This is a genomic window from Streptococcus dentasini (assembly GCF_053206945.1).
The window spans coordinates 1-18,451 of sequence record NZ_JBRUHS010000018.1 but is presented as its reverse complement, the minus strand read 5'-3'; the positions used below and the strand labels follow the sequence as shown (position 1 = coordinate 18,451).

The following is an 18,451-nucleotide window of genomic DNA, read 5'->3' as shown; positions in this document are numbered from 1 at the left end:
AAGGAGGCAGTTGTGCTGGGTAATCATTATAAAAGTAGGCTTCCAAATTTTCTGACAACTGTGTTATAATATTTCAAAGACTATTAAAAAGAGGATGACATCATGACATTAGTTTACCAATCGACGCGAGATGAAGACAATCAGGTAACAGCCAGTCAGGCTATTTTACAGGGGCTAGCGGCAGATGGTGGGTTATTTACCCCCTTAACTACGCCCGACATTAATCTTGACTTCGATAAGCTGCAAAACGCTTCTTATCAGGAGGTAGCTAAATTGGTTTTATCGGCCTTTTTAGATGATTTTACTGAAGATGAGCTGGATTATTGTATCAGCAATGCATATGATAGTAAGTTTGATACTCCTGCTGTTGCTCCTTTAGTTAAACTGGGAAATCAGTATAATTTAGAACTTTTTCATGGGTCTACTATTGCCTTTAAAGATATGGCTCTATCTATTCTTCCTTACCTTCTAACAACGTCTGCCAAGAAGCTAGGGGTAGATAATAAGATTGTTATTTTGACAGCAACTTCTGGAGATACTGGGAAAGCTGCTATGGCTGGCTTTGCAGATGTGGCAGGAACAGAAATTATTGTGTTTTATCCTAAAGGCGGTGTCAGTAAAATTCAAGAACTTCAAATGACTACTCAGGTTGGTACAAATACACATGTAATCGCGATTGAAGGAAATTTTGATGATGCCCAGACTGATGTTAAGCGTATGTTTAATGATGCCAATTTGCGTGAAAAGCTCCTAGCTAATCACATGCAACTGTCGTCAGCAAATTCGATGAACATTGGGCGTTTGGTTCCACAGATTGTCTACTATGTCTATGCTTATGCACAGCTGATAAAATCTGGAGAAATACGCAATGGAGATACTATCAATGTTACTGTGCCTACGGGTAATTTTGGGAACATCTTAGCGGCCTACTATGCGCGCAATATTGGGGTTCCAATTAAGAAACTGATTTGTGCTTCTAATGAAAATAATGTTTTGACGGATTTCTTCAAAACTGGTACCTATGATAAAAAGCGTAGCTTTAAGGTAACCAGCAGTCCTTCTATGGATATTTTAGTCTCTTCAAATTTGGAGCGCTTAATCTTTCACATATTGGATAATAATGCGGTGAAAACTAAGGAATTGATGGATGCTTTGAGTCAACAAGGAGAATATAGTTTGGAACCTATCCGGACAGATATTCTGGAGTTGTTTGCTGCTGGTTTTGCAACCGAAGAGGAAACTGAAGCTGAGATAAAGCGGATTTATAAACAGTCGCATTATGTTGAGGATCCACATACGGCGGTAGCTTCGGCAGTATATCAGGCTTATCGGAGGGATACTGGTGATCGGTCGCCTGTTGTAATTGCCTCAACCGCTAGTCCTTATAAGTTTCCGCGTGTGGCTGTTACGGCTGTCACTGGATTGGATGCCGGAGATGATTTCAAGGCTGTGGAAGAGCTTTATCACTTATCGGATGTGGCTGTTCCGCGCGCAGTTGCTGGTTTGAAGACTGCACAGGTGCGTCACCAAAAAGTTGTAGCGATGACTGCTATGCAGGAAGCTGTAGAGAACTATTTAGGAGTTTAAGAAAAGCCCTTGGGCTTTTTTGTTTATGATATGAGACATCGAAGACAAATTATGACCTTGGCTCTGCCAGCTATAGTTGAAAACCTTTTGCAAATGTTAATGGGAGTTGTTGATAACTACCTAGTGGCTCAGGTAGGTATTATTGCAGTATCAGGTGTTTCGGTAGCTAACAATATTTTAGCCATTTATCAAGCCGTATTGATTGCTCTAGGGAGTGCAGCAGCTAGTTTGATTGCCAAAAGTTTAGGAGCTGGCAATCAAAGGATGAGTAAGCAACACATCTGGGACGCTCTTTTATTGACGACGGTCCTCAGTTTACTCCTTGGCTTAGTCTCTATTCTTGCTGGTCGCTACCTATTAAGGCTTTTAGGGACTGAATGGGCAGTGAGCCTAGCAGGGGGAAGTTATTTAGCGATAGTAGGGGGCGGCATTGTCACATTGGGCTTGATGACTGTCATGGGGAATATTTTAAGGGCTCAAGGTCGTCCTCGCATTTCCATGTATGTTAGTGTTTTGTCCAACTTTATCAATGCCGTTTTATCGGCAGTAGCGGTTTTTATTTGCCATTGGGGTATTGTTGGAGTTGCTTGGGCGACGGTTTTTTCGCGTTTAATTGCTTGTGTCATTTTATGGCAGTCGTCACGTCTGCAAATGCGAGATTTTAAAATTAGTCGGCTATGGAATCGTGACCTACTGGCCTTGGCTCTGCCTGCTTCAGGTGAGAGATTAATGATGCGAGCTGGTGATGTTCTTATTGTCAGTTTGATCGTTGGCCTTGGGACTAAGGTTGTTGCTGGCAATGCTATTGGTGAAACCCTTACTCAATTCAACTATATACCCGGTATGGGAGTGTCTACCGCTGTTGTTATTTTAGTAGCTCGTTGTTTGGGTGAAGAGGATTATAGTTCCTTGAAGGCCATAGTACGTGAAGCATACTGGCTGGCTGTTTTATTGATGGTGATCGTTGGTGGGGGCATTCTTCTTTTAGCCCCCCAAATGTCTGGTTTATTTACCGATGATCCGCTTGTTCTTGCTAGCAGTAGTGTTGTCATCTTCTATTCCTTTATTGGGAGTTTAGCAACTGCGGGCACACTAGTTTATACTGCTGTTTGGCAGGGATTAGGACGGGCTAAGTTGCCCCTGTATGCCACAACACTAGGCATGTGGGTGATTAGGATCGGCTTAGGTTATCTGCTGGTATCTTGTATGGGCTATGGTTTAGCTGCTGTGTGGATAGCTACGATAGCAGATAATATATTTCGCTTTCTATTTCTGTATATACGCTATTACACCTATAAACTTATTTAGTAGTTGACTGGATAAGTTTTTTATTAAAAAAAGGTAAAAAGCCTTGCCAACCCTTGATATTTCTGGTATTATATTGTGGTGCTGTGAAAAAACAGCTTTAGCTATGATACAAGAGGTTGCGACACGCTCGGCTGCATTGCCACGCAGTAGCCTGTCGGTTTTCTTGAGGAGCTAGCCTATTATCGTAAATAGACGAGAGGAGAAAAGATGGCAAACAAAAAAATCCGTATTCGCTTAAAGGCGTACGAACACCGTACTCTTGACACTGCGGCAGAAAAAATCGTAGAAACTGCTACACGTACGGGGGCCTCAGTTGCGGGACCAATTCCGCTGCCAACCGAACGCAGTCTTTACACCGTTATCCGCGCGACTCACAAATATAAAGATTCGCGTGAACAATTTGAAATGCGTACTCACAAACGTCTGATTGACATTGTGAATCCAACGCAGAAAACTGTTGATGCCCTTATGAAGTTGGATCTTCCAAGTGGCGTTAACGTAGAAATTAAGCTTTAAGTTTGATTTTTGAGCATAAAAAAACGCTCGTAAAAAACTTTTTAAAAAATAAAGTAAAGGAAATATTTTCTCATGACAAAAGGAATCTTAGGGAAAAAAGTGGGAATGACTCAAATCTTCACTGAATCTGGTGAATTTATCCCTGTTACTGTCATCGAAGCAGCACCAAATGTTGTTCTTCAGGTTAAAACTGTTGAATCAGACGGTTATGAAGCAGTTCAGGTTGGCTTTGATGATAAACGTGAGGTATTGAGCAACAAACCTGCCAAAGGTCACGTGGCAAAAGCTAGCACGGCTCCTAAGCGCTTCATTCGTGAATTCAAAAACATTGAAGGCTTGGAAGTTGGTTCAGAATTGACTGTTGAACAATTTGAAGCTGGGGATGTTATTGATGTAACTGGTACAACCAAGGGCAAAGGGTTCCAAGGTGCCATCAAGCGCCATGGACAATCTCGTGGCCCTATGGCTCACGGTTCTCGTTACCATCGTCGTCCTGGTTCTATGGGGCCGGTTGCACCTAACCGTGTATTTAAGAACAAACATTTGGCGGGACGCATGGGAGGTAACCGTGTAACTATTCAAAATCTTGAAGTTGTACAAGTTATTCCAGAGAAAAATGTTATCTTAATCAAAGGTAATGTTCCAGGTGCTAAGAAATCACTTATCACCATTAAATCTGCAGTAAAAGCTGCTAAATAAGAGGAAAGGAGAAAACAGTTATAATGGCAAACGTAAAACTATTTGACCAAGCTGGTAAGGAAGTTAGCACAGTTGAACTGAACGATGCAGTCTTCGGTATTGAACCAAACGAATCAGTGGTGTTTGATGTGGTTATCAGCCAACGCGCTAGCCTTCGCCAAGGTACACACGCTGTTAAAAATCGCTCTGCTGTATCTGGTGGTGGTCGTAAACCATGGCGCCAAAAGGGAACTGGACGTGCCCGCCAAGGTTCTATTCGTTCTCCGCAATGGCGTGGCGGTGGTGTTGTCTTTGGACCAACACCGCGTTCTTATGCTTACAAATTCCCGCAAAAAGTTCGTCGCCTTGCTCTGAAATCAGCTCTCTCAGCTAAAGTGGCTGAAGATAAGTTGGTTGCTGTAGATGCTCTTTCATTTGCAGCGCCAAAGACTGCTGAATTTGCAAAAGTTTTAAGCGCACTGAGCATTGATTCGAAAGTGCTTGTTGTTTTGGAAGAAGACAACAAAGCTGCTGCTTTATCAGCACGCAATCTTCCGAATGTAGCAGTTGCAACTGCTACAACAGCAAGTGTTCTTGACATTGTAAATGCAGACAAACTTCTTGTTACAAAAGACGCAATCTCTACAATCGAGGAGGTTCTTGCATAATGAACTTGTACGACGTAATCAAAAAACCTATTATTACTGAAAAATCAATGCTTGATCTTGAAGCTGGCAAATACACATTTGAAGTTGATACACGTGCACATAAACTCTTGATTAAACAAGCTGTCGAAGCTGCTTTTGATGGGGTTAAGGTTGCAAGTGTTAACGTCGTTAATGTCAAGCCAAAAGAAAAACGCATGGGTCGCTATGTAGGTTTTACGAGTAAAACTAAAAAAGCGATTGTTACGCTTACAGCGGACTCAAAAGCAATTGAGTTGTTTGCAGCTGAAGCTGAATAATCTAAGGAGGGATAAAACGTGGGTATTAAAGTTTATAAACCAACGACAAATGGCCGTCGTAATATGACTTCTTTGGATTTTGCTGAAATCACTACAAGCACTCCTGAGAAAAGTTTGCTTGCTCCCTTGAGCAAGACAGCCGGCCGTAATAACAATGGTCGCATCACTGTTCGCCATCATGGTGGAGGGCACAAACGCCACTACCGTATTATCGATTTCAAACGCAATAAAGATAATGTTGAAGCGGTTGTAAAATCAATCGAATACGATCCAAACCGTACTGCAAATATTGCACTTGTCCACTACACTGACGGTGTTAAAGCTTACATCATTGCGCCGAAAGGTCTTGAGGTGGGTCAACGTATCGTTTCTGGTCCAGAAGCAGATATAAAAGTTGGTAATGCGTTGCCACTTGCTAATATTCCAGTTGGTACAGTTATCCACAATATTGAATTGAAGCCTGGTAAAGGTGGGGAGCTTGTGCGTGCAGCTGGAGCTTCTGCGCAGGTTCTTGGTCAAGAAGGTAAATACGTTCTTGTCCGCCTGCAATCAGGTGAAGTTCGCATGATTCTTGGTACTTGCCGCGCTACGGTTGGAACAGTTGGTAATGAGCAACAATCACTTATCAATCTCGGTAAAGCTGGCCGTAATCGCTGGAAAGGTGTTCGCCCAACCGTTCGTGGTTCTGTAATGAACCCTAACGATCACCCACACGGTGGTGGTGAAGGTAGAGCACCAGTTGGCCGTAAAGCGCCTTCTACTCCTTGGGGTAAACCTGCGCTTGGTCTTAAAACTCGTAATAAGAAAGCTAAATCAGACAAACTTATTGTTCGTCGTCGCAACGAAAAATAAATTCTGTAATCACATATCCGCCAGCTCGGTAGGGTTTGTCAGGAAAAAGGTGCAATTTAGGGTGATTAATTGGTACTGTTTGTTTCACGCAGTGGTTGCTGGGAGTTTTTATAGCGTAGCTAAAAAACTGCGGATCGGCTGTGTGGAGAGCAGGATGATGGATTAGCTTGGATTGGGGCCTTGTCCTGTTCCCAAGCCGCTGTGGTTTATTATTAAAGGAGAATACATATAAATGGGACGCAGTCTTAAAAAGGGACCTTTCGTCGATGAGCACTTGATGAAAAAAATCGAAGCTCAAGCAAACGAAGAGAAGAAAAAAGTTATTAAAACTTGGTCACGTCGTTCTACGATTTTCCCAAGTTTCATTGGTTATACAATCGCTGTTTATGATGGACGTAAACACGTACCAGTTTACATCCAGGAAGACATGGTAGGTCACAAACTTGGTGAGTTTGCACCAACGCGTACTTACAAAGGTCACGCTGCAGACGATAAGAAAACACGTCGTTAATTAGGAGGAGGACACAATGGCAGAAATTACTTCAGCTAAAGCAATGGCTCGTACAGTGCGTGTTTCACCTCGTAAAACACGTCTTGTTCTTGATCTTATCCGTGGCAAGAATGTTGCTGATGCGATTGCAATCTTAAAATTCACACCAAACAAAGCTGCTCGTATTGTTGAAAACACACTTAATTCAGCAATTGCTAATGCAGAGAATAACTTTGGTTTGGAAAAGGCAAACTTGGTTGTATCTGAGACTTTCGCTAATGAAGGACCAACAATGAAACGTTTCCGTCCTCGCGCAAAAGGTTCAGCTTCACCAATCAACAAACGCACAACTCACGTTACAGTAGTTGTAGCAGAAAAATAAGGAGGTAAAATCGTGGGTCAAAAAGTACATCCAATTGGTATGCGCGTCGGAATCATCCGTGATTGGGATGCGAAATGGTATGCTGAAAAAGAATACGCAGATTACCTTCATGAAGATTTGGCAATCCGCAAGTTTATTAATAAAGAATTGGCAGATGCTTCGGTTTCAACTATTGAAATCGAGCGTGCTGTAAATAAAGTTATCGTTTCTCTTCACACGGCTAAACCAGGTATGGTTATCGGTAAGGGCGGCGCTAACGTTGATGCGCTTCGTGCTAAGTTGAATAAATTGACTGGTAAACAAGTGCATATCAACATTGTTGAAATTAAGGCACCTGATTTGGATGCGCATCTAGTTGGTGAAAGTATTGCTCGCCAATTGGAACAGCGTGTTGCTTTCCGCCGTGCTCAAAAGCAAGCTATCCAACGCACAATGCGTGCAGGTGCTAAAGGGATTAAAACACAAGTATCTGGACGTTTAAATGGTGCAGATATTGCCCGTGCTGAGGGGTACTCAGAAGGTACAGTTCCACTTCATACGCTTCGTGCAGATATTGACTATGCTTGGGAAGAAGCAGATACCACTTATGGAAAACTTGGTGTTAAAGTTTGGATCTATCGTGGTGAAGTGCTTCCAGCTCGTAAGAACACTAAAGGAGGCAAATAACAAATGTTAGTACCTAAACGTGTTAAACACCGCCGTGAATTCCGCGGTAAAATGCGCGGTGAAGCAAAAGGTGGCAAAGAGGTAGCATTCGGGGAATTTGGCCTTCAAGCTACAACTAGTCACTGGATTACTAACCGCCAAATCGAAGCTGCTCGTATCGCTATGACACGTTATATGAAACGTGGTGGTAAGGTTTGGATTAAAATCTTCCCGCACAAATCATATACTGCTAAAGCTATCGGGGTACGTATGGGGTCTGGTAAAGGTGCACCTGAAGGTTGGGTAGCACCAGTTAAACGTGGCAAAGTGATGTTTGAAATCGCTGGTGTTTCCGAAGAAGTCGCTCGTGAAGCCCTTCGTTTGGCTAGCCACAAGTTGCCAGTTAAGACTAAATTCGTAAGGCGTGAAGCAGAATAAGGAGAAGACATGAAACTTAAAGAAATCAAAGAGTTTGTCGCTGAGCTTCGTGGCTTGTCTCAAGAAGAACTTGCTCAAAAAGAAAGCGAACTGAAAAAAGAACTTTTTGATCTTCGTTTTCAAGCAGCTGCAGGTCAACTTGATCAAACTGCTCGCTTGAACGAAGTCAAGAAACAAATTGCACGTGTGAAAACTGTGCAGTCTGAAATGAAATAATAGATTGGGAAAGGAGTTAATCTAATAATGGAACGTAATCAACGTAGAACCCTTGTTGGACGCGTAGTCTCAGACAAGATGGATAAAACAATTACTGTTATAGTTGAAACAAAGCGTAACCACCCAGTCTATGGTAAACGTATCAACTATTCTAAGAAATATAAAGCACATGATGAAAACAATGTTGCTAAAACTGGCGATATCGTCCGTATCATGGAAACTCGCCCACTATCGGCTACTAAACGCTTCCGTCTTGTAGAAGTAGTGGAAGAAGCTGTTATTATCTAATCAAACTAAAAGGAGACATTTGAAATGATTCAACAAGAAAGTCGCTTGAAAGTTGCTGATAATAGCGGTGCTCGTGAAATCTTGACCATCAAAGTTCTCGGTGGTTCAGGGCGTAAATTCGCTAACATCGGTGACGTTATCGTGGCCACCGTTAAACAAGCTGCCCCTGGTGGAGCTGTTAAAAAGGGTGATGTTGTTAAGGCTGTTATTGTACGTACTAAGTCAGGTGCTCGTCGTGCTGATGGTTCATATATCAAATTTGACGACAATGCAGCTGTGTTGGTTCGTGATGATAAAACACCTCGTGGAACTCGTATTTTCGGACCAGTTGCCCGTGAATTGCGTGAAGGTGGCTTCATGCGTATTGTATCTTTGGCGCCAGAAGTTCTCTAACTTCCGCCTTAGCTGCTTGCTAAAACAATAAAAACAAACTAGTCCCCTAGATTATCAATCTAGGGTGCCCTGTCAAAGGGCGTAAGAAAGAAATAGGAGAAATACTCAATGTTTGTAAAAAAAGGCGATAAAGTTCGTGTTATTGCTGGTAAGGACAAGGGCAAAGAAGCTGTTGTCCTTAAGGCACTTCCAAAAGTAAATAAGGTTGTGGTTGAAGGTGTTGCTATGATCAAGAAGCATCAAAAGCCAAACAATGAAAACCCTCAGGGTGCTATCGTTGAAAAAGAAGCGCCTATCCATGTATCTAACGTTCAGGTTCTTGATAAGAACGGTGTTGCTGGTCGTGTCGGTTATAAGTTTGTTGACGGCAAAAAGGTTCGTTACAACAAAAAATCGGGCGAAGTGCTTGATTAATCACGAAGGAAAGGAGAAAAGTATAAATGGCTAACCGTCTTAAAGAAAAATACACTAATGAAGTGGTTCCTGCTTTGACAGAAAAATTTAACTACTCATCAGTTATGGCCGTTCCTAAAGTTGAGAAAATCGTTCTTAACATGGGTGTTGGTGATGCTGTAAACAATGCTAAAAATCTGGAAAAAGCTGCTGCTGAGCTAGCACTTATCTCAGGTCAAAAACCATTGATTACCAAAGCGAAAAAATCTATCGCCGGCTTCCGCCTTCGTGAAGGGGTAGCAATCGGTGCTAAGGTTACATTACGCGGTCAACGCATGTATGAATTTTTGGATAAATTGGTTTCTGTTTCTCTTCCACGTGTCCGTGACTTCCATGGTGTTCCAACAAAATCTTTTGATGGACGCGGAAATTACACACTTGGTATTAAGGAACAATTGATTTTTCCAGAAATCAATTTTGATGATGTTGATAAAGTACGTGGTCTGGATATTGTTATTGTAACAACTGCTAACACTGACGAAGAGTCACGTGAATTGTTGGCGGGGCTTGGAATGCCTTTTGCAAAATAAATTAGGAGGTAAATAAATTGGCTAAAAAATCTATGATTGCTAAGAACCACCGCAAAGCGAAGTTCTCTACGCAAGCTTATACTCGTTGCGAACGTTGTGGCCGTCCACACTCTGTTTACCGCAAGTTTAAACTGTGCCGTGTTTGCTTCCGTGAATTGGCATATAAAGGTCAAATTCCAGGCGTAACAAAAGCGTCTTGGTAAAAACATGATGTGAGAGCGTTAAGCTACCAAAACAAAAACAGGAGAATCGACGGAGAGTCTGAAGACTCTAGGAAATTTTCCACCTAAAGGTGGCCACATCCGTAATCTAGCTAAAGCTAGAACAGATGCGTCTCTTTTTTGTACAGGTAGTCACTCGAACTCAAATAACATGATACTAAGCTCGTGATGAACAAAGCAAAATTAGGAAATCGAGGAAGTTTGCTTGCAAACAAGTCGATCTATCTATTTTGCACGGTTCATGGGACGAGTTCAACTAACATGATACAAATCTTGTTCGCTGATGTGAGCACGGGGAAAAGCCTGTGCGAAAAGGACAAACTCTTCTAGAAACTGAGGTTTCTGCGTCGAGTTTCCTATTTTTGCGGTGGTTTTTACCGCCCTTTGTATCAATTTAACTAGCAAGTGAGAGCTTCAAACTACTAGTAAGAGGAGAATAATTTAATGGTTATGACTGACCCAATTGCAGACTTTTTAACACGCATTCGTAATGCCAACCAAGCAAAACATGAAGTGCTTGAAGTACCTGCATCAAAGATCAAAAACGGGATTGCAGAAATCCTTAAACGCGAAGGTTTCGTGAAGAATGTTGAATTTGTTGAAGACAACAAACAAGGGATCGTCCGTGTTTTCTTGAAATATGGTCAAAACGGTGAACGTGTTATCACTAACTTGAGACGTGTTTCAAAACCAGGTCTTCGTGTTTACACAAAACGTGAAGAACTTCCAAAGGTTCTTAATGGCCTTGGAATTGCAATTATTTCTACATCAGAAGGTCTTTTGACAGATAAAGAAGCACGTCAGAAGAACGTTGGTGGCGAGGTATTAGCTTACGTTTGGTAATCTCGTAAGAGGTGCCAACAAACTTGCTCATTGAACACGGGCTAAAACCTGTGTGAAAAAGATAAACTTTCCTAGAAACCTGAGTTTCTGCGTCAAGTTTTCTATTTTCACTTTGGTTTTTGACGCCCTTTGTATCATGAGCACCCCGTGAAAACTAGTCGCTTAAAGCGGCCTGATAATTTAACAGGAGAAAAGAAAATATGTCACGTATTGGTAATAAAGTTATTGTATTGCCTGCTGGGGTTGAACTTAGCAACAAGGACAATGTAGTAACTGTAAAGGGACCTAAAGGTGAACTCACTCGGGAGTTTAACAAAAACATTGAAATTAAAGTTGATGGTAATGAAGTAACTCTTCATCGTCCAAACGACTCCAAAGAAATGAAAACGATCCACGGAACGACCCGTGCTAACCTCAACAATATGGTGGTCGGTGTTTCTGAAGGATTTAAGAAAGAACTGGAAATGCGCGGGGTTGGTTACCGTGCACAGCTTCAGGGCTCTAAGCTTGTGCTTTCTGTTGGTAAATCACACCAAGACGAAGTTGAAGCTCCAGAGAATGTCACGTTTGAACTACCAAGTCCAACGCAAATCGTGGTTCAGGGTATCAACAAAGAAGTTGTTGGTCAAACAGCAGCTTACATTCGTGGTCTTCGTTCACCAGAACCCTATAAGGGCAAAGGTATTCGTTACGTTGGTGAATATGTTCGCCGCAAAGAAGGTAAGACAGGTAAATAATAGATGGTGTCAGATGCAGATTTTTTCTGCTATCTGTCATTCTCTAAATTGACGAGAGTTGGCTCAAACTAACTCATCATAGAAATTTAAGAGGTGAAAATTGTGATTTCGAAACCAGATAAAAATAAAATCCGCCAAAAACGCCATCGTCGTGTTCGCGGAAAACTCTCTGGAACTGCTGATCGCCCACGTTTGAACGTGTTTCGTTCTAATACAGGCATCTACGCTCAAGTAATTGATGACGTAGCGGGTGTAACGCTCGCAAGTGCTTCAACTCTTGACAAGGAAGTTTCTAAAGGAACAAAGACAGAGCAAGCCGTTGTGGTTGGTAAACTTGTTGCTGAACGCGCAGTAGCTAAAGGTATTTCTGAAGTGGTGTTTGACCGCGGTGGATATCTCTATCACGGACGTGTGAAGGCTTTGGCTGACTCAGCTCGTGAAAACGGATTGAAATTCTAATAGGGAGGACACAAAAACATGGCGTTTAAAGACAATGCAAATGAATTTGAAGAACGCGTCGTTGCCATCAACCGAGTTTCTAAAACTGTAAAAGGTGGACGTAACTTGCGTTTTGCAGCACTTGTTGTTGTAGGTGACCGTAATGGTCGCGTTGGCTTCGGAACAGGTAAGTCTAAAGAAGTACCGGAAGCTATTCGAAAAGCAGTCGAAGCTGCTAAGAAGAACCTCATTGATGTTCCTATGGTTGGTACTACTATCCCTCATGAAGTTTATACAAACTTCAGTGGGGCACGTGTATTGTTGAAACCAGCTGTTGAAGGTTCTGGGGTTGCTGCAGGAGGTGCTGTTCGTGCCGTTGTTGAATTGGCTGGTATTGCTGATGTGACATCTAAATCACTTGGGTCAAATACCCCTATCAACATCGTTCGTGCAACTGTTGAAGGTTTGAAGCAATTGAAGCGTGCAGATGAAGTAGCTGCTCTTCGCGGTATTTCAGTTTCTGATCTAGGCTAAGAAAGGAGATTACTATGGCTCAAATTAAAGTTACTTTGACTAAGTCTCCAATTGGCCGTAAACCAGAACAACGTAAAACAGTTGTGGCTCTTGGACTTAGCAAAATGAACAGCTCAGTTGTCAAAGAAGATAATGCTGCTGTTCGTGGTATGATCAATACGGTCTCTCATTTAGTGACTGTAGAAGATGTAAAATAAAATTATAATAAGTCGCAAGGTTTTTCTTTGCGACTTATACTAAATTAAGAGATAATGTATAGGCGAGTTTTTGGGGAGAGTCCTTTTCCCTTCTCAAAGGCGCTAGCATTTTACAAAAAAAGGAGAAAAATTAGACATGAAACTTCATGAATTGAAACCAGCTCAAGGCTCTCGCAAGGTTCGTAACCGTGTAGGACGTGGGACATCATCAGGTAATGGTAAAACCGCAGGCCGTGGTCAAAAGGGTCAAAAGGCTCGCAGCGGCGGTAGTATTCGCCTAGGATTTGAAGGTGGACAAACACCATTGTTCCGTCGCCTGCCAAAACGCGGTTTTACTAATGTCAACGCTAAAGAATATGCCATTGTAAACCTTGATCAATTAAATGCTTTTGAGGATGGCGCAGAAGTAACACCAGCTGCTCTGAAAGAAGCTGGTATTGTTCGTGCTGAAAAATCAGGCGTTAAAATCCTTGGTAATGGTGAGTTGACTAAGAAATTGACCGTTAAAGCGGCTAAATTCTCTAAATCTGCTGAAGCAGCTATAACTGCTAAAGGTGGTTCTATCGAAGTCATCTAATGAGGGGTACTCATTATGTTCTTTAAATTATTATTTGAAGCATTGCGCTTGAAAAATGTCAGGAGAAAAATCCTCTTTACAATTTTCATTATCTTGGTCTTCCGTATTGGTGCGCACATTACGGTTCCAGGAGTCAATGCGACAAGCCTTGAGAATATGAAGGACTTACCCTTCCTTAATATGCTCAATTTGATTAGTGGTAGTGCTATGGGGTCCTTCTCGATCTTTGCATTGGGGGTTAGTCCTTATATCACTGCTTCCATTGTTGTTCAGCTTTTACAGATGGACATCTATCCTCGCTTTGTTGAGTGGAGTAAACAGGGAGAAGTTGGCCGCCGTAAACTTAATCAGGCGACACGATATATCTCACTGGTTCTGGGATTTGTTCAATCGGTTTCCATTACCGCAGGCTTTAATGTTCTGGCTAGTTCGCAACTTTTAGCCAATCCTAGCCTAAAAACTTATCTTACGGTAGGCTTAATATTAACAACCGGTACAGTCATTGTGACATGGCTGGGGGACCAGATTACGGATAAAGGTTTTGGTAATGGGGTCTCTATGATCATCTTTGCAGGGATCATTGCCCAGATTCCAGATGCTATCAAGTCCATTTACAATGAATACTTTGTGAATGTTGAACCTGGACAGATGACGAATTCTCTGATTTATGTTGGCTTGCTCATCTTTGCAGTTTTGGTTATCATCTTTTTTACTACTTTTGTACAACAAGCTGAATATCAAATTCCAATCCAATATACTAAATTAGCACAAGGAGCGCCGACAAGTTCGTACTTGCCATTGAAGGTTAATCCTGCAGGAGTTATCCCTGTTATCTTTGCTAGTTCGATTACGGCTGCTCCAAGCTCAATTATCACTTTCCTTCAAAGTACCAACACAAATATTCCTTGGTTAGACACCTTGCAGGAACTGTTTTCTTATCAATCGCCAACAGGTATGGCGATTTATGCAGTGTTAATTGCTTTGTTCTCGTTCTTTTATACCTTTGTTCAGGTTAATCCAGAAAAAACAGCAGAAAATTTGCAGAAAAACGCTTCCTATATTCCAAGTGTTCGGCCTGGCCGCGAGACGGAACAGTATCTTTCGTCCTTGTTGAAAAAACTGGCAACAATTGGTTCGCTTTTCTTAGCTTTTATCGCTCTAATCCCGATTATTGCGCAGCAAGTCTTTAATTTATCATCAGCTGTTGCTTTGGGAGGAACTAGTTTGCTTATCTTAATTTCAACTGGTATTGAAGGAATGAAGCAATTGGAAGGCTATCTTCTTAAGAAAAAATATGTTGGATTTATGAATGCAGAATAGAATACAGGTTGACATTGTCAACCTTTCTATTTTGTTTTTTGATAAGCTTGCCAGACTGGTGGGCTTATTTAAAAACAAAATAAGGAGACGATTATGAATCTTTTAATCATGGGACTGCCAGGGGCAGGCAAAGGTACTCAGGCTGCTAAAATTGTTGAGCAGTTTGGAGTGGCCCATATCTCAACAGGGGATATGTTCCGCGCTGCAATCGCTAACCAAACAGAGCTAGGCTTGTTGGCAAAATCCTATATGGATAAGGGAGACTTAGTGCCTGATGAAGTGACTAACGGTATTGTCAAGGAGCGTCTAGCACAAGAGGATATCAAGGAAAAAGGCTTCTTGCTAGATGGCTACCCACGAACGTTGGAACAGGCAGAGGTGTTGGATGCTATTTTGAAGGAGCTTGGTTTAAAACTGGATGCAGTTATAAATATTGAGATCGCCTCTAGCAAATTGGTTGAGCGTTTGAGCGGGCGTATTATCAACCGCAAGACAGGGGAAACTTATCATAAAGTCTTTAACCCACCTGCTGATTACAATGAAGAAGACTACTATCAACGCGATGATGATAAGCCTGAGGCTGTTAAACGTCGCTTAGAAGTGAATATTGCTCAAGGTCAGCCTATTATCGCTTATTATCGCCGTCAAGAACTGGTTTATGATATTGAAGGGGATCAAGACATCGAAGACGTCTTTGAAGATGTGAGCAAAGCAATTTCAGGCTTGGAATAATTTGGCTATCCTACTTGCGCAAGCGTTGAACTTGTGTTATCATAGTATAGTCTGACTTATAATTGTTATCCCTGTGTCTTCAGGGGTAATCGAATCGAAATTTAGGGGGTACTTTTGCGTGGCAAAAGAAGATGTGATTGAAATTGAAGGCAAGGTTGTTGAAACTATGCCGAATGCTATGTTTACGGTTGAGCTTGAAAACGGGCATCAGATTTTAGCAACTGTCTCTGGTAAAATCCGCAAGAATTATATTCGTATTTTGGTTGGAGATCGTGTGACTGTTGAAATGAGTCCCTATGACTTGACACGTGGACGCATCACATACCGCTTTAAATAATCGAAATAATTGGAGGGATTAAAATATGAAGGTAAGACCATCGGTTAAACCAATTTGCGAATACTGTAAGGTTATTCGTCGTAACGGTCGTGTTATGGTTATTTGTCCATCAAATCCAAAACACAAACAACGTCAAGGATAAGATAGAAAGGAGAAAAAATGGCTCGTATTGCTGGAGTTGATATTCCAAATGATAAACGTGTAGTGGTTTCGCTAACTTATATTTACGGAATCGGTTTGACAACCTCACAAAAGATCTTGGCAGCAGCAGGTGTCTCAGAAGATATCCGTGTTAAAGATTTGACGACTGATCAAGAAGATGCTATCCGCCGTGAAGTTGATAGTATCAAAGTTGAAGGTGATCTTCGCCGTGAAGTAAACATGAATATCAAGCGTCTGATGGAAATCGGTTCTTACCGAGGAATTCGTCACCGCCGCGGACTTCCTGTCCGCGGACAAAACACAAAAAATAATGCCCGCACACGTAAAGGTAAAGCTGTTGCGATTGCAGGTAAGAAAAAATAATATAGGAGGTAAATAAATTGGCTAAACCAACACGTAAACGTCGTGTGAAGAAAAACATCGAATCTGGTGTTGCTCATATTCATGCTACTTTTAACAACACTATTGTTATGATTACAGATGTGCATGGTAACGCTTTGGCATGGTCATCAGCAGGTGCTCTTGGTTTTAAGGGTTCTCGTAAATCTACACCATTTGCTGCTCAAATGGCTGCAGAAGCTGCCGCGAAGTCAGCCCAAGAACATGGTTTGAAGACGGTTGAAGTTACTGTAAAAGGCCCTGGTTCAGGTCGTGAATCAGCTATTCGTGCCCTTGCAGCAGCAGGTCTTGAAGTCACTGCAATTCGTGATGTGACTCCTGTGCCACATAATGGTGCTCGTCCTCCAAAACGTCGTCGTGTATAATCGTAACGAATTTTACTAACCGTACACTACATCGTTTTGAGGGAGTATTTAAATGATTGAGTTTGAAAAACCAACAATAACAAAAATTGATGAAAATAAAGACTATGGCCAATTTGTTATCGAACCACTTGAACGTGGCTACGGAACAACTCTAGGTAACTCTCTTCGTCGTGTACTCTTGTCTTCACTTCCGGGTGCAGCGGTGACATCTATTAAAATTGATGGGGTACTTCACGAGTTTGATACCATTCCGGGTGTCCGTGAAGATGTGATGCAAATTATCCTTAATATTAAAGGATTGGCTGTAAAATCCTACGTTGATGAGGAAAAAACGATTGAGCTTGATGTCCAAGGTCCAGCAGAAATAACTGCAGGTGATATTTTGACGGATAGTGATATCGAAATTGTAAATCCTGACCATTATCTCTTTACGATTGCTGAGGGACATAGCTTTAAAGCAAGTATGACTGTTGCTAAGGATCGTGGGTATGTTCCTGCAGAAGGCAATAAGAATGGAAGTGCCCCAGTAGGAACTTTAGCAGTAGATTCAATCTACACACCTGTTAAAAAAGTTAATTACCAAGTCGAGCCAGCTCGCGTTGGTAGCAATGATGGCTTTGATAAATTGACGATTGAAATTATGACGAATGGGACAATTATCCCCGAAGATGCCTTAGGTCTCTCTGCGCGTGTCTTGATTGAGCATTTAAACCTGTTTACTGATTTGACTGAAATCGCTAAGACAACTGAAGTCATGAAGGAAGCAGAAAGTGTTTCAAATGACCAAGTGTTGGATCGTACAATCGAGGAGATTGATTTGTCGGTTCGTTCATATAACTGTTTGAAACGTGCAGGTATCAATACTGTATTTGACCTCACTGAAAAAACAGAGCCTGAAATGATGAAAGTTCGCAACTTGGGACGCAAGAGTCTTGAGGAAGTTAAAGTAAAATTAGCTGAGCTTGGTCTAGGGCTTAAAAATGATAAATAATAATATAGGAGGATAAGATGGCTTACCGTAAATTAGGACGCACTAGCTCTCAACGTAAAGCGATTCTTCGTGATTTAACTACTGATCTCTTAATCAATGAATCAATCGTAACGACTGAAGCTCGTGCTAAAGAAATTCGTAAAACTGTCGAAAAAATGATCACCTTTGGTAAACGTGGTGATTTACATGCTCGCCGCCAAGCAGCTGCTTTTGTGCGTAACGAGATTGCATCTGAAAGCTACAACGAAGAAAGTGATGAGTATACTTCAACAACTGCTCTTCAAAAGCTTTTTGATGATATTGCACCGCGCTATGCCGAGCGCAATGGTGGTTACACTCGTATCTTGAAGACAGAACCTCGTCGCGGCGATGCTGCACCAATGGCAATTATTGAACTTGTATAAGATCATCAATTTTGTTGAGTGTTATGATGATGGATACTACTAGTAAGTATCTTAGTCTAGCTCTGGTCTACCGCTGGAGGAGGTTTTCCTTCAGCGGGAACACTCATCATAAGGAATGGAAAAAGCGATGCAACGCTTGTTTACGAGAGAATTTTTCGATTAGAATTTTTTCCCGTAAGCAGGCGTTTTTAAAAGCTATCAGTTTAAGGAACTCTACCAACTATAAACTTGTCATTAAGCATGGAGTAGAATCACGAGTGAATTACATCCGTCTCTCTGAAGTGTTTTTCTATACGGTACTTTAGCCAACTCCATTTTAGAACTTTCAAATTTGAAAAAAACTTAATAAAAAGAAAAAAGGTCGCAAAAAGTATTGACAAAGGGGTAGGGGTTTGATAGAATAAAGGAGCTGTTTTCGAGAGGGGACAGTTCAAGACCTTTGAGAACTGAATAG

The 18,451-nt window shown here is 41.6% G+C and carries 31 protein-coding genes; all 31 read left to right on the top strand.

Annotated elements, in window-relative coordinates:
• The first annotated feature begins 102 nt into the window (after nucleotides 1-102).
• Entirely contained in the window at nucleotides 103-1,587 is a 1,485-nt protein-coding gene (gene thrC, locus ACVR1G_RS10475) for a threonine synthase (protein WP_447453120.1), read from the top strand.
• A 30-nt stretch (nucleotides 1,588-1,617) separates the two neighbouring features.
• A complete protein-coding gene (locus ACVR1G_RS10470; RefSeq protein ID WP_447453119.1) occupies nucleotides 1,618-2,895 on the top strand; it encodes an MATE family efflux transporter in 1,278 nt (425 codons plus the stop codon).
• A gap of 207 nt (nucleotides 2,896-3,102) precedes the next feature.
• Nucleotides 3,103-3,411, top strand: a complete 309-nt coding sequence (gene rpsJ, locus ACVR1G_RS10465) for a 30S ribosomal protein S10 (RefSeq protein ID WP_002959404.1) — start codon at nucleotides 3,103-3,105, stop codon at nucleotides 3,409-3,411.
• A 72-nt stretch (nucleotides 3,412-3,483) separates the two neighbouring features.
• Nucleotides 3,484-4,110, top strand: a complete 627-nt coding sequence (gene rplC, locus ACVR1G_RS10460) for a 50S ribosomal protein L3 (protein ID WP_447453118.1) — start codon at nucleotides 3,484-3,486, stop codon at nucleotides 4,108-4,110.
• A 23-nt stretch (nucleotides 4,111-4,133) separates the two neighbouring features.
• The gene (rplD, locus tag ACVR1G_RS10455) at nucleotides 4,134-4,757 is read left to right on the top strand and encodes a 50S ribosomal protein L4 (protein ID WP_447453117.1); all 624 of its coding nucleotides are present in this window, start codon (nucleotides 4,134-4,136) and stop codon (nucleotides 4,755-4,757) included.
• On the top strand, nucleotides 4,757-5,053 hold the full coding sequence (locus tag ACVR1G_RS10450) for a 50S ribosomal protein L23 (protein WP_447453116.1): 297 nt from the start codon (nucleotides 4,757-4,759) through the stop codon (nucleotides 5,051-5,053). Before rplD ends, ACVR1G_RS10450 begins: the two co-directional genes overlap by 1 nt.
• A gap of 18 nt (nucleotides 5,054-5,071) precedes the next feature.
• Nucleotides 5,072-5,905, top strand: coding sequence for a 50S ribosomal protein L2 (gene rplB, locus ACVR1G_RS10445; RefSeq protein WP_447453115.1), 834 nt, complete (start codon nucleotides 5,072-5,074; stop codon nucleotides 5,903-5,905).
• A 232-nt stretch (nucleotides 5,906-6,137) separates the two neighbouring features.
• Nucleotides 6,138-6,416 carry a 30S ribosomal protein S19 gene (gene rpsS, locus ACVR1G_RS10440; RefSeq protein ID WP_447453114.1) on the top strand — a complete coding sequence of 93 codons (279 nt, stop codon included), beginning with the start codon at nucleotides 6,138-6,140 and terminating at the stop codon, nucleotides 6,414-6,416.
• Nucleotides 6,417-6,432: 16 nt separating this feature from the next.
• Nucleotides 6,433-6,777 (top strand): 50S ribosomal protein L22, encoded by a 345-nt coding sequence (gene rplV / locus ACVR1G_RS10435; RefSeq protein WP_447453113.1) that lies wholly within the window; start codon nucleotides 6,433-6,435, stop codon nucleotides 6,775-6,777.
• Between the two features lie 12 nt (nucleotides 6,778-6,789).
• The gene (gene rpsC, locus ACVR1G_RS10430; protein WP_447453112.1) at nucleotides 6,790-7,443 is read left to right on the top strand and encodes a 30S ribosomal protein S3; all 654 of its coding nucleotides are present in this window, start codon (nucleotides 6,790-6,792) and stop codon (nucleotides 7,441-7,443) included.
• A gap of 3 nt (nucleotides 7,444-7,446) precedes the next feature.
• On the top strand, nucleotides 7,447-7,860 hold the full coding sequence (rplP, locus tag ACVR1G_RS10425; protein WP_447453111.1) for a 50S ribosomal protein L16: 414 nt from the start codon (nucleotides 7,447-7,449) through the stop codon (nucleotides 7,858-7,860).
• Between the two features lie 9 nt (nucleotides 7,861-7,869).
• Complete coding sequence (rpmC, locus tag ACVR1G_RS10420) at nucleotides 7,870-8,076, top strand: 50S ribosomal protein L29 (RefSeq protein ID WP_447453110.1); 207 nt, start codon at nucleotides 7,870-7,872, stop codon at nucleotides 8,074-8,076.
• Nucleotides 8,077-8,103: 27 nt separating this feature from the next.
• Nucleotides 8,104-8,364 carry a 30S ribosomal protein S17 gene (gene rpsQ / locus ACVR1G_RS10415; protein WP_447453109.1) on the top strand — a complete coding sequence of 87 codons (261 nt, stop codon included), beginning with the start codon at nucleotides 8,104-8,106 and terminating at the stop codon, nucleotides 8,362-8,364.
• Nucleotides 8,365-8,388: 24 nt separating this feature from the next.
• Nucleotides 8,389-8,757 (top strand): 50S ribosomal protein L14, encoded by a 369-nt coding sequence (gene rplN / locus ACVR1G_RS10410; protein WP_447453108.1) that lies wholly within the window; start codon nucleotides 8,389-8,391, stop codon nucleotides 8,755-8,757.
• Nucleotides 8,758-8,865: 108 nt separating this feature from the next.
• The gene (gene rplX / locus ACVR1G_RS10405; protein ID WP_447453107.1) at nucleotides 8,866-9,171 is read left to right on the top strand and encodes a 50S ribosomal protein L24; all 306 of its coding nucleotides are present in this window, start codon (nucleotides 8,866-8,868) and stop codon (nucleotides 9,169-9,171) included.
• A gap of 26 nt (nucleotides 9,172-9,197) precedes the next feature.
• Complete coding sequence (gene rplE / locus ACVR1G_RS10400; protein ID WP_447453106.1) at nucleotides 9,198-9,740, top strand: 50S ribosomal protein L5; 543 nt, start codon at nucleotides 9,198-9,200, stop codon at nucleotides 9,738-9,740.
• A gap of 17 nt (nucleotides 9,741-9,757) precedes the next feature.
• Entirely contained in the window at nucleotides 9,758-9,943 is a 186-nt protein-coding gene (locus tag ACVR1G_RS10395; RefSeq protein WP_002959375.1) for a type Z 30S ribosomal protein S14, read from the top strand.
• A gap of 462 nt (nucleotides 9,944-10,405) precedes the next feature.
• Nucleotides 10,406-10,804 (top strand): 30S ribosomal protein S8, encoded by a 399-nt coding sequence (gene rpsH, locus ACVR1G_RS10390; protein ID WP_447453105.1) that lies wholly within the window; start codon nucleotides 10,406-10,408, stop codon nucleotides 10,802-10,804.
• Nucleotides 10,805-11,004: 200 nt separating this feature from the next.
• Nucleotides 11,005-11,541 carry a 50S ribosomal protein L6 gene (gene rplF, locus ACVR1G_RS10385; RefSeq protein ID WP_447453104.1) on the top strand — a complete coding sequence of 179 codons (537 nt, stop codon included), beginning with the start codon at nucleotides 11,005-11,007 and terminating at the stop codon, nucleotides 11,539-11,541.
• A 102-nt stretch (nucleotides 11,542-11,643) separates the two neighbouring features.
• Nucleotides 11,644-12,000, top strand: a complete 357-nt coding sequence (rplR, locus tag ACVR1G_RS10380; RefSeq protein ID WP_003001342.1) for a 50S ribosomal protein L18 — start codon at nucleotides 11,644-11,646, stop codon at nucleotides 11,998-12,000.
• Between the two features lie 18 nt (nucleotides 12,001-12,018).
• Nucleotides 12,019-12,513 carry a 30S ribosomal protein S5 gene (gene rpsE, locus ACVR1G_RS10375; RefSeq protein ID WP_447453103.1) on the top strand — a complete coding sequence of 165 codons (495 nt, stop codon included), beginning with the start codon at nucleotides 12,019-12,021 and terminating at the stop codon, nucleotides 12,511-12,513.
• Between the two features lie 14 nt (nucleotides 12,514-12,527).
• On the top strand, nucleotides 12,528-12,710 hold the full coding sequence (gene rpmD / locus ACVR1G_RS10370) for a 50S ribosomal protein L30 (protein ID WP_447453102.1): 183 nt from the start codon (nucleotides 12,528-12,530) through the stop codon (nucleotides 12,708-12,710).
• A 136-nt stretch (nucleotides 12,711-12,846) separates the two neighbouring features.
• Nucleotides 12,847-13,287 carry a 50S ribosomal protein L15 gene (gene rplO / locus ACVR1G_RS10365; RefSeq protein ID WP_447453101.1) on the top strand — a complete coding sequence of 147 codons (441 nt, stop codon included), beginning with the start codon at nucleotides 12,847-12,849 and terminating at the stop codon, nucleotides 13,285-13,287.
• A gap of 15 nt (nucleotides 13,288-13,302) precedes the next feature.
• Nucleotides 13,303-14,607 carry a preprotein translocase subunit SecY gene (secY, locus tag ACVR1G_RS10360; RefSeq protein ID WP_447453100.1) on the top strand — a complete coding sequence of 435 codons (1,305 nt, stop codon included), beginning with the start codon at nucleotides 13,303-13,305 and terminating at the stop codon, nucleotides 14,605-14,607.
• Between the two features lie 93 nt (nucleotides 14,608-14,700).
• Nucleotides 14,701-15,339, top strand: a complete 639-nt coding sequence (locus ACVR1G_RS10355) for an adenylate kinase (protein WP_447453099.1) — start codon at nucleotides 14,701-14,703, stop codon at nucleotides 15,337-15,339.
• Between the two features lie 118 nt (nucleotides 15,340-15,457).
• A complete protein-coding gene (infA, locus tag ACVR1G_RS10350; RefSeq protein ID WP_001040189.1) occupies nucleotides 15,458-15,676 on the top strand; it encodes a translation initiation factor IF-1 in 219 nt (72 codons plus the stop codon).
• 25 nt (nucleotides 15,677-15,701) lie between these two features.
• Nucleotides 15,702-15,818 carry a 50S ribosomal protein L36 gene (gene rpmJ, locus ACVR1G_RS10345; protein ID WP_002959355.1) on the top strand — a complete coding sequence of 39 codons (117 nt, stop codon included), beginning with the start codon at nucleotides 15,702-15,704 and terminating at the stop codon, nucleotides 15,816-15,818.
• A gap of 17 nt (nucleotides 15,819-15,835) precedes the next feature.
• The gene (gene rpsM, locus ACVR1G_RS10340) at nucleotides 15,836-16,201 is read left to right on the top strand and encodes a 30S ribosomal protein S13 (RefSeq protein WP_447453098.1); all 366 of its coding nucleotides are present in this window, start codon (nucleotides 15,836-15,838) and stop codon (nucleotides 16,199-16,201) included.
• 17 nt (nucleotides 16,202-16,218) lie between these two features.
• Nucleotides 16,219-16,602 (top strand): 30S ribosomal protein S11, encoded by a 384-nt coding sequence (rpsK, locus tag ACVR1G_RS10335; protein ID WP_001118387.1) that lies wholly within the window; start codon nucleotides 16,219-16,221, stop codon nucleotides 16,600-16,602.
• Nucleotides 16,603-16,654: 52 nt separating this feature from the next.
• Nucleotides 16,655-17,593, top strand: a complete 939-nt coding sequence (locus ACVR1G_RS10330; RefSeq protein WP_447453097.1) for a DNA-directed RNA polymerase subunit alpha — start codon at nucleotides 16,655-16,657, stop codon at nucleotides 17,591-17,593.
• Between the two features lie 17 nt (nucleotides 17,594-17,610).
• The gene (gene rplQ, locus ACVR1G_RS10325) at nucleotides 17,611-17,997 is read left to right on the top strand and encodes a 50S ribosomal protein L17 (protein WP_447453096.1); all 387 of its coding nucleotides are present in this window, start codon (nucleotides 17,611-17,613) and stop codon (nucleotides 17,995-17,997) included.
• Nucleotides 17,998-18,451: the final 454 nt, after the last annotated feature.

Excerpts from the sequence above, each read along its gene's own strand:
- thrC (WP_447453120.1), top strand. The coding sequence starts at position 103 with ATGACATTAGTTTACCAATCGACGCGAGATGAAGACAATCAGGTAACA.
- ACVR1G_RS10470 (WP_447453119.1), top strand. The coding sequence starts at position 1,618 with ATGAGACATCGAAGACAAATTATGACCTTGGCTCTGCCAGCTATAGTT.
- rpsJ (WP_002959404.1), top strand. The coding sequence starts at position 3,103 with ATGGCAAACAAAAAAATCCGTATTCGCTTAAAGGCGTACGAACACCGT.
- rplC (WP_447453118.1), top strand. The coding sequence starts at position 3,484 with ATGACAAAAGGAATCTTAGGGAAAAAAGTGGGAATGACTCAAATCTTC.
- rplD (WP_447453117.1), top strand. The coding sequence starts at position 4,134 with ATGGCAAACGTAAAACTATTTGACCAAGCTGGTAAGGAAGTTAGCACA.
- ACVR1G_RS10450 (WP_447453116.1), top strand. The coding sequence starts at position 4,757 with ATGAACTTGTACGACGTAATCAAAAAACCTATTATTACTGAAAAATCA.
- rpsS (WP_447453114.1), top strand. The coding sequence starts at position 6,138 with ATGGGACGCAGTCTTAAAAAGGGACCTTTCGTCGATGAGCACTTGATG.
- rplV (WP_447453113.1), top strand. The coding sequence starts at position 6,433 with ATGGCAGAAATTACTTCAGCTAAAGCAATGGCTCGTACAGTGCGTGTT.
- rplP (WP_447453111.1), top strand. The coding sequence starts at position 7,447 with ATGTTAGTACCTAAACGTGTTAAACACCGCCGTGAATTCCGCGGTAAA.
- rpmC (WP_447453110.1), top strand. The coding sequence starts at position 7,870 with ATGAAACTTAAAGAAATCAAAGAGTTTGTCGCTGAGCTTCGTGGCTTG.
- rpsQ (WP_447453109.1), top strand. The coding sequence starts at position 8,104 with ATGGAACGTAATCAACGTAGAACCCTTGTTGGACGCGTAGTCTCAGAC.
- rplN (WP_447453108.1), top strand. The coding sequence starts at position 8,389 with ATGATTCAACAAGAAAGTCGCTTGAAAGTTGCTGATAATAGCGGTGCT.
- rplX (WP_447453107.1), top strand. The coding sequence starts at position 8,866 with ATGTTTGTAAAAAAAGGCGATAAAGTTCGTGTTATTGCTGGTAAGGAC.
- rplE (WP_447453106.1), top strand. The coding sequence starts at position 9,198 with ATGGCTAACCGTCTTAAAGAAAAATACACTAATGAAGTGGTTCCTGCT.
- rpsH (WP_447453105.1), top strand. The coding sequence starts at position 10,406 with ATGGTTATGACTGACCCAATTGCAGACTTTTTAACACGCATTCGTAAT.
- rplF (WP_447453104.1), top strand. The coding sequence starts at position 11,005 with ATGTCACGTATTGGTAATAAAGTTATTGTATTGCCTGCTGGGGTTGAA.
- rpsE (WP_447453103.1), top strand. The coding sequence starts at position 12,019 with ATGGCGTTTAAAGACAATGCAAATGAATTTGAAGAACGCGTCGTTGCC.
- rpmD (WP_447453102.1), top strand. The coding sequence starts at position 12,528 with ATGGCTCAAATTAAAGTTACTTTGACTAAGTCTCCAATTGGCCGTAAA.
- rplO (WP_447453101.1), top strand. The coding sequence starts at position 12,847 with ATGAAACTTCATGAATTGAAACCAGCTCAAGGCTCTCGCAAGGTTCGT.
- secY (WP_447453100.1), top strand. The coding sequence starts at position 13,303 with ATGTTCTTTAAATTATTATTTGAAGCATTGCGCTTGAAAAATGTCAGG.
- ACVR1G_RS10355 (WP_447453099.1), top strand. The coding sequence starts at position 14,701 with ATGAATCTTTTAATCATGGGACTGCCAGGGGCAGGCAAAGGTACTCAG.
- rpmJ (WP_002959355.1), top strand. The coding sequence starts at position 15,702 with ATGAAGGTAAGACCATCGGTTAAACCAATTTGCGAATACTGTAAGGTT.
- rpsM (WP_447453098.1), top strand. The coding sequence starts at position 15,836 with ATGGCTCGTATTGCTGGAGTTGATATTCCAAATGATAAACGTGTAGTG.
- ACVR1G_RS10330 (WP_447453097.1), top strand. The coding sequence starts at position 16,655 with ATGATTGAGTTTGAAAAACCAACAATAACAAAAATTGATGAAAATAAA.
- rplQ (WP_447453096.1), top strand. The coding sequence starts at position 17,611 with ATGGCTTACCGTAAATTAGGACGCACTAGCTCTCAACGTAAAGCGATT.